This window comes from Parafrankia colletiae (genome assembly GCF_001854655.1).
Taxonomy (GTDB): Bacteria; Actinomycetota; Actinomycetes; order Frankiales; family Frankiaceae; genus Parafrankia; species Parafrankia colletiae.
Genome location: NZ_MBLM01000109.1, coordinates 144,266 through 159,063 on the forward strand (window position 1 = coordinate 144,266; position 14,798 = coordinate 159,063).

The following is a 14,798-nucleotide window of genomic DNA, read 5'->3' on the forward strand; positions in this document are numbered from 1 at the left end:
GCCGGCCGGCCAGGCGGAATATGCCCCGCCATGTTCCGTGTGGCCGTACGCTCAGATTGTCATGGTCAGTGCACGGGTCACCCRCCGTGCCGTGGTGCGGCGGGCCCGCCGACGAACCGCGGCCCTGTTCGCCGTGCTCCTCGGGGGCGTGTGCTGGCTGGTGACGCTTGCCGGCCCGGCCGCGGCGCACACGGTCGGTGGGGTCGGCCCGACCAACTACCGCACCACCGTCACCGCGGACCCGGGCGTGCCGGGTGTGGAGCTGAGCGTCGTCGAGAACGGCAGTCGGGTACGTCTGGTCGTCACGGCGGGCGTCCCGGTCGTCGTCGAGGGCTATGAGAACGAACCCTACCTACGTCTCGACGGCCACGGCGTGTGGGAGAACCGGCGCTCATCCGCGACCTATCTGAACGCGAGCCGGGAGGGCGACGACGCCGGACCGGCCGGCGTCGTCGACCCGACCGCGGAGCCGGAGTGGGTGCGGGTCTCGGGCGTCGCGGGCGGCCGGGCGACGGCGTTCTGGCACGACCACCGGGTCCACTGGATGGGCTCCGTCGACCCACCGAACGTCCGTGCCGATCCGGGCAGCCGGCACCTGGTGCACGACTGGACCCTGCCGCTGACGGTGGACGGCCGGGACGTCCGGTACGGCGGCCGGCTGGAGTGGGTTCCCGGGCCGTCGCCGTTGCCCTGGGTCGGGCTCTCGCTGGCCGTCCTGGTCGGCACGGTCGCGCTGGGCTTCGTCCGGAGGGCCGGCTGGCCAGTCGCGCTGGTGCTCGCCGGCCTGGTCGCGGTGGACGTCACGCACTCCGCTCTGATCGCCCTGGCGAACGCCGACGGTCGGCTCGACGCCTTCTTCTGGGGCAACGCCGTCCAGATCGTGGTGTGGCTGTTCGGCCTGGCCGGGGCGGTGCTCATCGCCCGCCGCGCGGAGATCGGCCGTTACCTGGCGGTGAGCGTGGGGCTGCTGCTCGCGGTGCTCGGCGGTGTCCCGGACCTGGGAGTGTTCGTCCGCTCGGGGGCGCCGATGGTCGGCCCGATCATGTTGGCTCGCGTCCTGACCGCGGTGACGCTGGGGGCCGGCCTGGGGCTCGGCGCCGCCGTGTGGCTGGCGCTGCGCCGGCAGGCACGAGTGTCCGAGGTGTCCGTCCCATGACAGTCGATGTGGTCGCAGCCTCCCGACCCGTGGGTTCATGGCAGGCTTACCCCTCGTGAGGGGCGTACGTGACACGGGCCGCTTCGCGCGGGCGGCCGTGTTCGGCGTGGCCTCGGTGTGCCTCGCGGTCGCGGCCCACGTCGCCGCCGGTGGCATCGGCCCCTCCCTCCCACTGGTGCTGGTCTCCAGCCTGCTGCTCGTCCGGATAGCCTTCGGCCTCGCCGGCCGGGAGCGCCCGCTGGGCACGGTGGCCACGGGCGTCGTCGCCACCCAGGTGCTGCTGCACACGGCGTTCGTCCTGGCGACCCACCACGGGCCGGCCACCGACCCGGGCCACCAGGCGTCCCGGGAGGTCACCGGCGCGGGCGCGCACCTGCTCACCGAGCTCGTCCCCGGCCCCGCGATGGCCGGCGGCCACGCTCTCGCCGCGCTGTGCGTGGCGGTCGCGCTGCACCGCAGCGAGCGGCGGCTCTGGGCGGCGGCCGCGTTGCGCGAGGCCGTGGACCGCTTCGTCACGGTGGTGGCAGGCCTGCTCATGACCATGATCGACCGGTTGCGGGCCGCCACCCGGCTGGCGCTGGCCGCCGGCCCCGGGACCTGGACGGTGGCCTGCGGGGCAGCCCTGGCGGCATCGTCCCTGGGGCGGGTCGGCGGCGGCCGCGGCGGGGCCCATGGTGGTCCTGGCCGCCGCTGGATCACGCACCTCCTGCTGCTGGGAAGCGAGGCCGGCTGGCGCGGCCCGCCCGGGTGGCGACCGGGGTCGAGTCCCCGGCCGGCCTGCTGATCAGGCCGGTCGGTGGGGACGTCCGCGTGCACACGTGCCGTGTGTGGACGTCGGTGAACAGTGCGGGTCCGCCTGTGACCGGAGCAGTTCCGGAACGGGTGGCTGACCCTGCCGCGGTGCGCGGCGCCTGACGGCTGCCGCACATCCGCTCGTTGCCGCCTGCGTGAACGACGTCCCGCCCGGCCAGGCCGGGAACGACGACCCCGGTGTTCGGGTCACCAGTCCGATCACCAGCAAGGAAGGCCTGACGGGCCTTCGAGGAGGTCACCCATGCCCCGCACCAGCCGTGCAGCAGCCCGCCTCCGTCGCGGTGCGCTGTGCACGCTCGCCGCCACGGCGGGCACCGTCGCGCTCGCGCTGCCCGCGTCCGCGCACGTCTCCGTGTCGCCCCCCGAGGCCACCGCGGGCGGCTACGCCACCCTGACGTTCAAGGTCCCGACCGAGAGCGACTCGGCGTCGACCACCGGCCTCGACGTGCAGTTCCCAGCGGACGCCCCGATCGCCTCGGTCACCGTCCAGCCCAAGCCCGGCTGGACGTATGAGACGACCAAGGGAGCGCCGTCCAGGCCGCTGACCGCCCACGGCACGCAGATCAACGAGGTCGTCACGCAGATCACCTGGACCGCGCAGGACGGCGCGGGCATCAGGCCCGGCGAGTTCGACACGTTCAACGTCTCGGTCGGTCCGCTGCCCGAGGACGTCGATCAGGTCGTCTTCAAGGCGCTCCAGACCTACTCCGACGGCGAGATCGTCCGGTGGATCGACGTGGCCGGTCCCGGTGGTGACGAGCCGGAGCATCCCGCCCCGGCGATCGCGCTGACCGCGGCGGCCGAGGAGGGCTCCGGCGCAGGTGCCGCCGCCGATGATGCGTCCACCACCTCCGCGGGAGCAGGCACAGGTACAGGCGCGGGCGCGGGCCAGTCGGTCGCGGCCGGATCCGAGTCGGACGGCACTGCCCGTGCGCTCGGGATCACCGGCCTGGTCCTGGGTCTGCTCGGGCTGGGTGCCGGTGCCTTCGCGCTGATCAGCACCCGCCGCCGCGCCTGACCTGCCCGGGGGTGCCCTCCGCCTCGGCGCAGGGCACCCCATCCCCCTGAACGGACACATCATGACCGGACCCCGCAGGACCGCCCACGACACCGGGACCATTCGTGATCGTGGTGCACCGTGGCGCGCCGGTGGCGTCCGGCGGGTGCTGGCGGTGCTCGGCCTGGCCGTCGCTGCGTTGCTGGCGACGGCCCTCCCGGCCTCCGCGCACGCCACGCTGACCAGCAGCAGCCCGGTCGGCGGGGCGGCTCTCGACACCGCGCCGGACCGGGTGACGCTGTCGTTCAGCGAATCCGTCTCGATCAAGTCGGATGCGATCCGCGTCCTGGACGCCACCGGCACCCGGGTCGACGAGGGCGACACCCGGGGCGGCGGATCCGCCTCGGAGGTAACGGTCGCGCTGCGTCGCAGTCTCGGTCCGGGGACGTATGTCGTGAGCTGGCGGGTCGTCTCCGCGGACAGCCATCCGGTCGGCGGTGCGTTCGCGTTCGGGGTCGGCGGCCCGCCGGACGCCGGCGCGGCGGCAGCCGTTCCCTCCGGCGGCGGCGGGTCCCGTGCGGTCGGGGTGTCCCTGGGGGTGGCCCGCCTGGTGGCCTTCGCCGGAGCCGCGCTGCTGATCGGCGCGACCTTCTTCGTAGGCGTCCTCTGGCCGGCCGGGGCACGCCGCTCCGGCCCGGTCCGGCTGATCGCGGCCGGCTGGCTACTCAGCCTCGCCGGCGCGCTCGGCATGCTGCTGTTCCAGGGGCCGTACAGCGCCGGATCCGGGATGTCCGACGTCCTGAGTCTGGATCCGCTGGCTGTGACCCTCGACAGTCGGTACGGCCAGCTCCTGGCGATCCGCGTGCTCGCGCTGCTGCTGGCGGTGCCGCTGCTCCGCCGGCTGCCCGTGGCTGCGGCCGCGGCCGGGGACGGAGCTGGGGACGGAGCCGGGGAAAGGGCCGGCCGCCGCGGCCTGGTGGAGCTCGCCGGGCTCGGCCTCGTCCTCGCGACGACCATGGCGATGATCGGTCACGCCAGCGCGGGCGACCGGGTCTGGCTGGCCACGGCTGTCATGACCGTGCACACCGTGGCCATGGCGATCTGGCTGGGCGGGCTGTGTGTCCTGGGCCTGGCCCTGCTCGACGGGTCCGCCCGCTCGACCCGTGCCGCCCACGCTGCCGGGGGGCCGGCCGAGTCCTCGCCCGCCGGTATCGGGGCGGACCTCGACCCGCCCGTCGAGCCGGGCTGGGCCGGCGAGCTGGCCCGGGTACTGCCCCGCTGGTCCAGGACGGCCACGATCGCGATCGCCCTGATCGTGCTGACCGGGACCGTCCAGGCGTGGCGGGAGGTCGGTGCCTTCGGGGCGCTGTTCGACACGACCTACGGACGTCTGCTGCTGTACAAGCTCTGGTTCGTCCTCGGCGTGCTGGGTCTGGGTCTGCTGGCGCGGCGGTGGGTCCGCCGGCACTTCCAGTCCACGTCAGCCGCGCCGGTCACCTCGCTGGCCGTCACCGGGCTACGCCGCGGGGTGGTCTTCGAGATCATCGTCGGGGCCGCCGTGCTGGCAGTCACCTCGGTGCTGGTCAACACCGTCCCCGGCCGGGACTCCTACGCCCCGCCCTTCTCCAGGACGGCGGTCGCCGGGCCGCTGACCGTCGACGTGGAGGTCGCGCCGACCAGAACCGGGCTGCAGACCATCCACGTCTACACCTATGACCCGCAGGGGCGACCGCAGCGGCTCGTCGAGGCCAGCGGCGAGCTGACTCTTCCCTCGGCCGGGGTCGGGCCGTTGGAGGTCCCGCTGGCGGAGGTCACGGACGGGCACGCTGTCGCCGAAGGGGTCGGCGTGCCGTTGCCCGGCGAGTGGCAGCTGCGGTTCACCCTGCGTGTCAACGACTTCGACCAGTACGTGACGACCGTCTTCTACACGGTGCGCTGATCCGGCTGCGCGGTGCACTGATCGGGGTCAGACCGCGACGGGCTGCGCCGTGGACGGCCAGGGGAAGGGGAACCGGGGGAAGTTGGGGAGAGGATTCGGCAGCGTGCTCTCCACCGGCGCCGGTGCCGGCGACTCCGGCGGAGCCGAGGCCGGAGGCTCCGGGAGCGGCGCCGTCGTCGGCGGTGAGGTCACCGGGGGAGGGGGAGCCTCGCCATCCGGCGGGGGGCTCACCGGGCCGTCGGTGGGAGTCGGCGCCGGGCCGGTCGACGGCGGCGGGGTCGCCGGAGTGGGGGGCGGGCTGGAGGGCGGCACCGGAGCGGTGGTGGGCGCCGGGGCGTCGGCGCTCGTCGGCGGGGCAGCCGGGGCCGGGGCCGGCCTGGTCGGCCGGGGGGTGCGGCGGGTCTCCGAGTCGACCTCGCGGACGACCTGGGTCGGCCGGGGGCCGGCGGGTCGGCTGGTGTACACGCCCGCGACGGTCGGGGGCGGCGGTACGGGCGCCAGCGGCGGCTGGGTCATCGTCGGCAGCGGGCCGGGTGGCAGTGACGGCGTGATCGCGACGATGCTGGGCCCGGTGTCGGCGACCAGCTCGGACTGCCCGGTGGGCCATGAGATGACCGCGGTGAGCCCGGCCACGGCCACCGCCAGCGCGGCCGCCACCGCGACGGCTGGGCGTGCGCGGAACTCGGCCGCGCCGCCGCCACCACGGGTTTCCTGGACCGGAATGGCCCGGTCGACGGCGAGGAGCGGGAGGGCGCCGTGGCTGCCTGCATCGCTGTCACCGGTCGGCGTGGGCTGTTCGTGGCCGTCCCCAGGGCTCGCGTGCAGCCCGGTGGACGGGGAGACGATCGTGACCGCGTCGTCGTGCGGGTAGCCGGCCTTCCCTGCTCCGGGGCCACCGGGACCGCGTCGTGTGCCGGCCCCGCCGGACGCGGTGAAGGCCGCTCGCGCCGCCGGTGTCGGTATCGGGCCGGCCGAGCCGCCCGGGAATGCTGGTGCGCCGCCGGCGGCTGTTCCGCGGTGGGGCTGCGCAGCCATGCCCTGAGCTGCCGAGCTGCCGGTCGAGCCCACGGGCTCCGGCCCGGTGCGCTCCACGGCCCGCTTGCTTGCCGCCGCGGCGGCTGCACCGGCGGCGACCGCCGCGCGGTCGAAGGTGCGCTGCAACCCGGCCCGCAGGCTCGCCGGAGCGGGGACGACCGCGCCGTCCAGCAGTTCCTCCGGCGAGACCCCGTGCGGCACCGGGACGCTGCGTGCCTGCGGCGACCCGGACCATGCCAGCGCGCTGCCGCGGGCGAGCTCCAGCAGCCACGGCCGCAGCCTGGTGGGGTCGGACAGGGGGTTGAGCCTCGTTCGAGCCACCAGGGCGAACGCGGTGCCGGCCGCTGCCCGCGCCACGGTGGGATCGCCAAGGATCAGTAGGCACATCGAGAACACGTCGTCGGCGTAGCGGTTGTAGAGATCGTTGAAAGCCTGACGATCGCCACGCCGAACACGGGCCACGAGGTCCGCGTCGTCGTTCATCAGTCTGCTTCTCCCCGGGACGACGTTCCTGGCCTCGGCGCCGGGACCAGGTTCCCGACCATTGTGGCGCGGTCCTGGTCACCGGTCAGGCAGGCTCAATAGTAGGAGGTGCCTGATCTGGCCGGGGTGAAGGTTGTGAAGATTTTTTGTCGCCACCTCGACACCATGGTCAGCTTGACGCTGAACATGGTGCCGTATCCCCCTTCATCGGGCGTCGGAGCCAGCTTATCCGATGGCATCTTCGCCGTATCCGCGCCGGCATCGCCGGCGTGGACCGGTCCTGCCGACTGATGTCGAATCAGCCTGGTGTTCCCGAAAGCGAACGTCCGTACGATGATCAGGAATTGGGTGGCTGCTCGAGCAGCGTCACGGTCACTGTGCCGGTCTGCCCGTCGCGCTGGTACGTGACCTCCACCTCGTTGCCTACGTCGTGGGACCTGACGGCCGCGATCAGTGAATCTACGTCCGTGACAGCCCGATCCCCCACCTTGGTGATGACATCGCCCGGCCGGAGGCCCGCTTTCTCCGCCGGGCCTCCGCTGACCAGGTCGCGGATCTGGGCGCCGGTCCCGCTCGCCGCGGTCGACCGGGTGTTCTCGCCCGCGGTGGCGGCGCTTACCCCCAGATAGGGGTGCCGGGCAGTGCCGTTGTTGATGAGCTGGCCGGCGACCTTCTCCGCATAGCTGCCTGGAATCGCGAAACCGACCCCGATGTTGCCGGACTGCTGTGCACCACCAAAGGGTGAGGAACTACCGCCGACCGTCGCGATCGCCGTGTTCACGCCGACGATCTCGCCCCTGCTGTTCACCAGCGGGCCGCCCGAGTTGCCCGGATTAATGGGGGCATCCGTCTGGATTGCGTCCAGGACGGTGTTCTGCTGGTCCCGCACGGTCTCGTCACCGGTGCGCACCGGTCGGTGCAGCGCGCTGACGATGCCCGAGGTGACTGTTCCGTTGAGGCCCAGCGGACTGCCCACCGCCACCACGAGCTCGCCCACCTGTAGCGCTGTCGAGTCCCCGAAGGTGGCGGCCGGGAGGTTGGTGCCGTCGATCTTGATCACAGCGAGGTCGGCGCTCGGGTCGGTCGCCTTGATCTCCGCGTCGAAGGTCCGGCCGTCCTGCATCGTGACCGTGAGGGTCCCGCCGCTCGCGGCCGCGGACACGACGTGGTTGTTCGTGAGGATGTAGCCGTCCGGACGGATGATCGTGCCGGACCCGGTCCCAGCCTCCTGGCCGGACTCCTCGGCGATGGTGACGACGCTCGGCAGGATCGCCTGCGCCGCTGCCGACACGGTGTTGTCCGCGGCCGGCGAGACTCCGCCGCCGGCGGTCGACTGACGCAGGCCCGAATCGGTCGACACGACGGACACGGGTGAGTCGTCTCCCGCTACCAGGGCACCGACACCGCCGCCGATCCCGGCGGAGACGAGCGCGATCGCCAGGGCACCCGCGACCAGGCGGCGGCGGCGCATCGGGGGCGGTGTGGGCGTGGCGGGTGCGAACCGCCCGAAGGGGTCCGGGCCGCCGGGGACCCCGGAGCCGGGCCCCGGGCCGCCGGACGCTGGCCCAGGAGGCACTGGAGCGCCCCAGGACGGGTTTCCCCAGACGCTGCGCTGCTGCGAGTCACGGGTGCCGGGCTGCCCACCGCCGGCGCCCTGGTGCGCGGCCGCCTGCGGCGACGCCCAGGGCGCAGGCGGGCCGTAGGGCGTGGTCGGGCGGCCCTGCGGGGGCTGGGCCCCGGCCGGCTGCGAACCAGGCTGGGGCGAACCAGGCGGCTGGGAGCCGGCCTGGAACTGGCCTGACTGGAACTGGCCCGGCTGGTGCTCGCCCGCTGGGCGGTAGCCCCCGGGCGCATCCGCACCGGGGTAGGGGGCGTTCGGCAGCGGAGCCGGGGCCGGAGTGTCCGGCGAGGCGAACGCGCCGGACGGAGGAGCGGCTCCGGCAGGGCCGGAGATCGGCGCCGGGGCGCCGGGAGGCGGCGCCTCCGGCTGCCGCGGATGCTCGTGCGGCTGCGACCGCGGGTCCACCGGCCCCTCCGAACTGGCCGTCTCGGCCCTGGTTCGCTCCGGCGCGTCAGCGGGCGGAGCCCAGGGGGACCGAGCGTCGTGCGTGGCTGTCATGGTAGGCACTTTCCCCCGGCACCCTGAGCGATTCCTGAATTCCGACCAACGTTCCGCTTAGCCGGCACCGCAACGGGTGTCGGATCCAGGACATACTGCCGGATCCGGGGCCCCGGCGGCCTCGCGGCAGGCGCCGCAGACCGTGCGGTGGCCGTCTGTTGCCGGGGGCGGGCCCCGGCATGATGACGCATCGTTCGTAGCCACCCGGCCGGCTGCGCCGCCGCGCACACTGTTGGATGCCGCCGCCGTGGCCGCCCGCCCCGTCCCGAGATCCCGTCTGAGATCCCGCACTGGGCGGCAGTGGATGTCGTCCGTGAGCTTCTCATCGCTGCCGCGGTGATGTCGCGCTGTGCCCGGCCCGGCTATTGCGCCAGCTTCCGGAAGCACGGCCCACAAAGCGGATCACCGCCCCGGCCGGATGAACGGGGCGCGACGCCCGGAATCGCCGAACCGGAACGCCTCGAGGGCCCCGCGGCCCCGGTGACCGGTGGCCCGACCGAGGATCTCGGCCGTGAACGGCACGTTTGTGCCAGTCGGTGCTGGTTCCCGCAGGTCCATGATGCATTTGTCGGACGGGCGGATGCCGCACCGCGGCGGCGTTCGGACGCCCGCCCGTGACGGTGTGCGCCAGGCGTGATGTCTGCGGTCGGTGATGGCCGGAGCACCGTCGCGGTCCGACCGCCGCGCGCAGTAGGTGATCCGTCGCGCCGGGACGGGTCGTGTGGCGGAAGGGCGGACAAGGTCTCGGGCTGATTTGTGTGGCGGTTGGCCCGAATGTCAAGGGGGCTCGCGCAACGCTTCCGCAACGGCGTGGTACACCGGTATATCGCGCGGGGTATTTCCTGCATGTCCCGGAATCGGAGGTTGTCTGGTGACGGACGGTGCATGGAGGGGAGGTCCAGGCGATCAGGGCCGGCCGGCCTATCGGGAGCACCCGCAGGGTGTCCCGGATCCCGACGGTTACTGGAACGAATCGGGCTCCCGCGACCGGTATCCGGACGATTTCGGGCCTGGTGGCCAGCACGGGGGCGCCCCGCCTCATGCCGGCGCTCCGGGCCCTGGGGCCTATCAGGACGGCGCTTACGCGCCGCAGCCGGGATACCCCCAGGCCCCCACGCCCGGTCCCGGTCCAGGCGGCGGGCCGTATCCCTCAGGCGGGCAGTACCCGCCCCCGCAGAACTACCCGCCCGCTCCCGGCTACCCGCCCGGTGGTCCCGGCGGTCCCGGCGGTCCTGGCGGTCCTGGTTACGCGCCCGTTCCGGACCATGGATCCGGTCCCGCCACCGGTGGCTATCCGCCACCGGGTCCCGCGCCGACAGGGCCCGCCGCGGACCGGTACCCGTCCGCCGGCCCGCCGCAGGAGGGAGGCTGGGAGGAGCCGACGACCCATCGCTCGGGCGGTACGTCCGTGCGGAGGGCGCTGGTACCGCGGGCGGGTGCAGCCCGCACACCCACCCGTCCGCCGGGCCCCACGGGCCCTCGGCCGCCGGTCGGTGGCGCCGTAGGTCCGGGTGCGGGTCCGGGTGCGGGTCCGGGCGCAGGCACCGGCCCGGGCACGGGCGCGGGGCCCGGCATGCCCACCGGCCAGTGGGCCGCGCCGGAGAACGTGGCCGGAGCCGACCCGCGGTCGCGGGGACCTCGCGGGGACCTGTACCGGCCGGAACCGCCCCGATCGAGCGCGCCGCCCCGCGGCGAGCCGGTGGACGACCCCGCCCGGGAGTACGGCACACCCCCCGGCGGGGCAACTCGCGGCAGGACTGCCCGCGGGCCCGCTGGCCGCGACGGTGCCGGCCGTGGCCTCCGGGAGAAAGAGCTCCCCGGCCGCGAGGTCGCTGACCGTGACGACGCCTACGACGCCTACGACAGCGACGCCTACGACGGCGACGGCGACGGCCTGGACGGCCGTGGCAGCGGCAGGGAGCGCGGTGGTCGCGCGCCGCGCCGCGGATCGCCGGCCCGCCGGGACGGCTTCGGTGACGCGGAGCGCTTCGACGAGCCGGACTTCCCGGCGGACGTCCACGACCTGGACGACGCGGACGATCTGCCCGGTGGCGAGGACGCCGGGCTCGGGCCCTTCCTGCGCCGCCTGGTGATCGCGCTGGTCGTGCTCGGGGTGGCACTCGGCGTCGGGGTGGGGGCGGGTGTCGTGTGGGAGAAGGTGCGGCCCAGCGGCGACAGTGCGTCCTCAGCCCCGAGCTCCGAGCCGTCCGCCACTCCTACCGGGTCTGCCGGGCCCGCCGGTGCGCCGACGCCCTCCGCAGGCGCCCCGGCGGGGGGTCAGGCCCCGGCAGCAGTTCCCGCCGACTGGGTGGCGTACACGGACCCCGACCAGCGAGCCACGTTCTCCCATCCGCCGACGTGGAAGCAGCGCCGGGACAACACGGGCGTCTTCTTCGGTGAGCCGGGCGCCGGGGCTGTCGGCACCCCCGCGGAGTACGGCCCGCAGATGATCGGGGTCGCGCGGGTGGCGGGAGGGGACGCCCCCACGGCGCTGAGCCAGGTACAGACCGGTGAGTTCGGCAGTGTCACCGGTCTCACCCAGGACCGTTCGGGCGGTGCCACCGACGCGAACGGGGCGCCGACCCAGGAACTCGCCGGTTCCTACGACCGGGACGGGCAGYGGGTGTCCTATCTGATGCGCACGGTGGAGGCCCCCGGATCGGTCTACGTGCTCATCGCCCGGGTGCCGGCTGACGCGGCGGGCACCCTCAACACCCTGATGGCYGCACTCCGGACGTCCTTCCAGCCCGCGGGCTGACCGGACGTCCGCCTGGCCGCCCGGCCGRCTCACTCACATCCGGGGGCCGGCGGTGGCTGACCGGGCGTCCCGCAGGAGGCTCCACAGCACGGCGGCGGTGTCGAAGGCGGTGGGCCCGGTCAGGGCCGGCCAGCCGTGACCGAGGCCGGGCAGCAGGTACTGGACGAGCCGGGCGGATGACGCGCAGACCGTCTCGTGCCGGATGGCGACCGGCTGCGTCGCCGGCGCGGGTGCCGTCTGAGGTGACGGCGACGCCGGCATCCCGGGGACTGCCTGGCCGTCCGGACCGGCGGCGGCGATGATCGCGGCAGCTCCCCCGTCCGGGCCGGCGGTCGGGGTGRCCCCCACCGGATCGGGGGTGGTGCCGAGCGGCCGGCCGTCCGCGCCGGTGTAACTGGTGTCGCCCGGCTGGGTGGGCGGTGGGCAGCCGTCCACCGACCGGAACGGGCCGAGGCTGACGTCGGTGGGCGTGATACCCGTCTGGAGTGCCTCGGACCACAGCGCCCCGGCATAGGGGACGTGCCCGTCCTGACCGCCGTGGATCGACACGGTGGTCAGCGGGGCCGGCGGGATGCAGTTCAGGGTCTGCAGGCTGGCGGCGACGGCGGCGAAGCCGGCCAGTTCGTCGCCGTGTTCGCACGCGTAGCGGTAGGCGAGCATGCCGCCGTTGGACAGGCCGATGATGCTGACCCGCCGCGGATCGATGGGATAGCGGGTCTCCAGGTGCGCGATGAGCGAGCGCAGCCAGGAGATGTCGTCCACTCCTCCGGCGGAGGCCGGGCCACAGCAGGTCCCCGCGTTCCACGACAGGTCCAGGCCGTCCGGATAGACGACGGCGAATCCCGCCGACCGCGCGAGTTCGTCCAGGCCCCAGCCCCGTTGCGGCTCGCTTCCGTCGTGGTACAGGCTGTGCAGCGCCACGACCAGCGGGTACGGCCGGGCCGCCTGATCCGCCGGCAGGGTCAGGCGGATCTGACCACCGCGTCCACTTCGCTCGAAGGCATCGGGACCGGCGGTCGGCGGCGCCTGGGTAGGCGCCCCGCGGCCCGCGGGCGACCCCGCCCGGCCGCTGCTCCCGCTGCCGCCGATGAAGCCACAGCCCGTCGCGAGTATCACGGCGACGAGGAGTGAGGTGAGAAGCCGGACCGCGGCGACGCGGCGGCGGTGGGCGGCCGACACGACGGGTATTCTGACGCGCCGCTGACCTAGCCGTGCATCAACGGTGTCGTTGATTACTTTTCGTATTAGTACTGCTACGGGCAAGGTCGCTTTCCCGGACGACATTCAGCCGGGGTCGTTCGCGCGGCGCCCAGCGATCGCCCGCGCCCGGATCGGGACCGGCCTGCTCCCGGCCGGCCGGAGTCATGCTGCGTGGGTTCACGTGCAGCGGCATGACGTTCCTCCTGTCGGCCTCGAACGGGCGGGGATCCCCGCCCGGAGCCGCGGTGACTCCTCTGTCTGCGGTGGTGCCGCGGTCGTTCCTCGCCGGGTCACCGGTCGCCCGGCCACTCTGGCCATCCTCGGGCCCGTCCGGGCCGGGGGTGGACGGGTCGGTGGCCCACCTGTGGGCGCGCCCGGCCCCGGGCCCCGCCGCCTCGGCGGACTCGGCCGCGCTGCGATAACGGTCGAACGCGACCTGTGCGCGTGTCTCCAGGTCGTCGACCCTCGCGAGCGATTCGCGGACCCTTCGTTCACCGGCGGGGCCGGCGGCCAGCAGGTCGGACAGGCAGTGATCCACCGCCCGGCGGGCCGCCAGCCATCCGAGGAGCAGCCGTGAACGTTCCATGTCAGATGGCTCGTTCACCGAGATGTCCCTTCGCTCGCACTCTCGTGACGCCGACGAGGCGTCGCCCTCCGCGAGGTCCTGCTCGTCCGCTTGTCGTCGTGGCGTGGAGGTCTCCCACCGTCGTGCGGTGCGGCGCGGGCGCCGTACCGCGACCCGAAGTGCTTCTCTTCCCAGAGTGCCCCACCCGGCGTCGTGGCGCGTCGTAGTTTGCCGAACGCACCCCTCCAGGTCGGCCGGGAGCACGGTCAGGGAGCAGGCCGTTCCCCCCGAACAGGGGGGGTGGGTGTTGGGTCGGCTGGCACGGGCCGGGGCGCCGTGCCCGGCGCCGGGGGTGGGATGGCCTGATTCGAGGACGCTACCGGCCCCCGCGGACCGGCCGCCGGCGGGGTTGTCGAGGACCGCTGGTCCGGGGCTCCGGGAGCCGTTCGGGACGTTGTGGGGACACCCGGCCGGGCCGGTCGAGGCCGCTCGCCCGGCGGCGGGAAGGACGGGTGTCGCGCAGCTGGCTGGGGAGCCAGCGGGCCGCGGCGCGCGTCGTCGGTCGCCGTCCCGTACGGGTCGCGTGCCGAATCCGGCCGAGGCGCCACCAAGGGGCCTGCGGGGCCCGCCGGGCCGGCACCGGGCGCGGGGCTGGTGGGCCCTGGCGCGCCCTCCGGCACGGTCAGGAACCCGCCCGCCTGCGGGCTGCCGGCCCATGGCGGTGCCGTCGGCAGCGTCGAGGCGGTGAACGGTGGCGACGCCGACCGTGCAGGCCACGCCTGCGAAGTCGGTGGGCGCGCCGGTGGTCGCGACGGCAGGGGTGGCGACGGCAGGGGTGGCGACGGCAGGGGTGGCGACGACAGCGGCGGTGATGGCGGAGGTACCGGTACCGGCGTCAGCGGCGGCTGGGCTGGCGACGTCGTGCGCGGAGGCGGTGCTGTGGGCGCCGGCGGTGCTGTGTGTGGCGGCGGTGCTGTGTGTGGCGGCCCAGCGGTGGCTGACGGGGCTGCGAGGGTCGGCGCGTGGTTGGTGCGCCAGGCGGCGCGAGCCTCCTGGGCGGTGTCCTCGGCGTGGTCGAGAATCTCCTCCCAGCGGCTCTGCATCGGCCGGATGAGCCCGCCGCCCACGCCGACCACGACCACGCCGGTGCAGGAGGCGAGCACTGCATAGAGCAGTGGCGTCGTGACCGAGGTGCCGATGCCGAGTTCGTCCAGGGCCGCCTTGCCGAACGCGAGGACAGCGATCCCGGCGACGACCCTGCCCACCGTGCGCCCGTGCCGGAGCCCGGTGAGCGAGTCGGTGAGGAACTGGCGTGCGGCGGCGGCGAGGGCCAGCCCGACGAGCACGATCGCGAACGCGAGCAGCACCTTCGCCAGCACGTCGAGTGCCGTACCGGCCATCTGGTCGGCCGGGCTGGGGCCGAACACCCCGAGCGCGACGCGGAGGACGGCGAGGAGGCAGGCTGCCGCCGCGAGGCGGAGTAGTCCCGTCCGGAGGGTGGCCTCGTCGCTGTGCAGCAGCCGGGCGGCGCCGGACCGCGCGAGCAGGCGATCGAAACCGGTGTGTTCCAGGGCCCGGTCGGCGGCGCGGAGCAGAGCCCAGACGATCATCGTGCCGGCTGCGAGGAGCAGCACGAACACGAGGATCCTGAGGCCTGTCTGCGCGATGCGCGACCAGGCGTCGGAAATGCCCTGATCCCACTGCACGGCCTGTGTCACCTGGACAGCACAACA

11 protein-coding genes are annotated in these 14,798 nt (G+C 74.3%); 6 read left to right on the forward strand and 5 right to left on the reverse strand.

What is annotated here, in order from left to right; genetic code table 11:
* Window positions 1-61 precede the first annotated feature (61 nt).
* The 4 genes from CC117_RS13660 to CC117_RS13675 all read left to right on the forward strand — a co-directional run bounded on the left by CC117_RS13660 (window position 62) and on the right by CC117_RS13675 (window position 4,905).
* Window positions 62-1,156 (forward strand): hypothetical protein, encoded by a 1,095-nt coding sequence (locus tag CC117_RS13660; protein WP_071084119.1) that lies wholly within the window; start codon window positions 62-64, stop codon window positions 1,154-1,156.
* A 55-nt stretch (window positions 1,157-1,211) separates the two neighbouring features.
* Window positions 1,212-1,940: a hypothetical protein gene (locus CC117_RS13665; RefSeq protein WP_116287783.1), complete on the forward strand. Its 729-nt coding sequence runs from the start codon at window positions 1,212-1,214 to the stop codon at window positions 1,938-1,940.
* A 270-nt stretch (window positions 1,941-2,210) separates the two neighbouring features.
* Complete coding sequence (locus CC117_RS13670; protein ID WP_071084122.1) at window positions 2,211-2,987, forward strand: YcnI family copper-binding membrane protein; 777 nt, start codon at window positions 2,211-2,213, stop codon at window positions 2,985-2,987.
* A gap of 61 nt (window positions 2,988-3,048) precedes the next feature.
* Window positions 3,049-4,905: a copper resistance CopC/CopD family protein gene (locus CC117_RS13675; RefSeq protein WP_071084124.1), complete on the forward strand. Its 1,857-nt coding sequence runs from the start codon at window positions 3,049-3,051 to the stop codon at window positions 4,903-4,905.
* A 27-nt stretch (window positions 4,906-4,932) separates the two neighbouring features.
* Here the strand turns inward: CC117_RS13675 and CC117_RS36275 are convergent, their stop codons facing one another.
* Complete coding sequence (locus CC117_RS36275; RefSeq protein WP_071084126.1) at window positions 4,933-6,423, reverse strand: RNA polymerase sigma factor; 1,491 nt, start codon at window positions 6,421-6,423, stop codon at window positions 4,933-4,935.
* A 108-nt stretch (window positions 6,424-6,531) separates the two neighbouring features.
* On the opposite strand from CC117_RS36275, the gene CC117_RS37435 reads away from it, so the two are divergent.
* The gene (locus CC117_RS37435) at window positions 6,532-6,714 is read left to right on the forward strand and encodes a hypothetical protein (RefSeq protein ID WP_157905403.1); all 183 of its coding nucleotides are present in this window, start codon (window positions 6,532-6,534) and stop codon (window positions 6,712-6,714) included.
* A 46-nt stretch (window positions 6,715-6,760) separates the two neighbouring features.
* Here CC117_RS37435 and CC117_RS38955 read toward each other — a convergent pair whose 3' ends face one another.
* Window positions 6,761-8,449 carry a S1C family serine protease gene (locus CC117_RS38955; RefSeq protein ID WP_407673517.1) on the reverse strand — a complete coding sequence of 563 codons (1,689 nt, stop codon included), beginning with the start codon at window positions 8,447-8,449 and terminating at the stop codon, window positions 6,761-6,763.
* 1,666 nt (window positions 8,450-10,115) lie between these two features.
* Here CC117_RS38955 and CC117_RS13690 point away from each other — a divergent pair.
* Entirely contained in the window at window positions 10,116-11,300 is a 1,185-nt protein-coding gene (locus tag CC117_RS13690; RefSeq protein WP_241830081.1) for a hypothetical protein, read from the forward strand.
* A gap of 33 nt (window positions 11,301-11,333) precedes the next feature.
* On the opposite strand, the gene CC117_RS13695 is transcribed toward CC117_RS13690, so the two are convergent.
* The 3 genes from CC117_RS13695 to CC117_RS39935 all read right to left on the reverse strand — a co-directional run bounded on the left by CC117_RS13695 (window position 11,334) and on the right by CC117_RS39935 (window position 14,771).
* A complete protein-coding gene (locus CC117_RS13695; RefSeq protein ID WP_071084130.1) occupies window positions 11,334-12,479 on the reverse strand; it encodes an alpha/beta hydrolase family esterase in 1,146 nt (381 codons plus the stop codon).
* A 37-nt stretch (window positions 12,480-12,516) separates the two neighbouring features.
* On the reverse strand, window positions 12,517-13,086 hold the full coding sequence (locus tag CC117_RS13700) for an hnRNP-L/PTB family RNA-binding protein (RefSeq protein ID WP_071084132.1): 570 nt from the start codon (window positions 13,084-13,086) through the stop codon (window positions 12,517-12,519).
* 245 nt (window positions 13,087-13,331) lie between these two features.
* Complete coding sequence (locus tag CC117_RS39935; protein ID WP_265338901.1) at window positions 13,332-14,771, reverse strand: mechanosensitive ion channel family protein; 1,440 nt, start codon at window positions 14,769-14,771, stop codon at window positions 13,332-13,334.
* Window positions 14,772-14,798 lie beyond the last annotated feature (27 nt).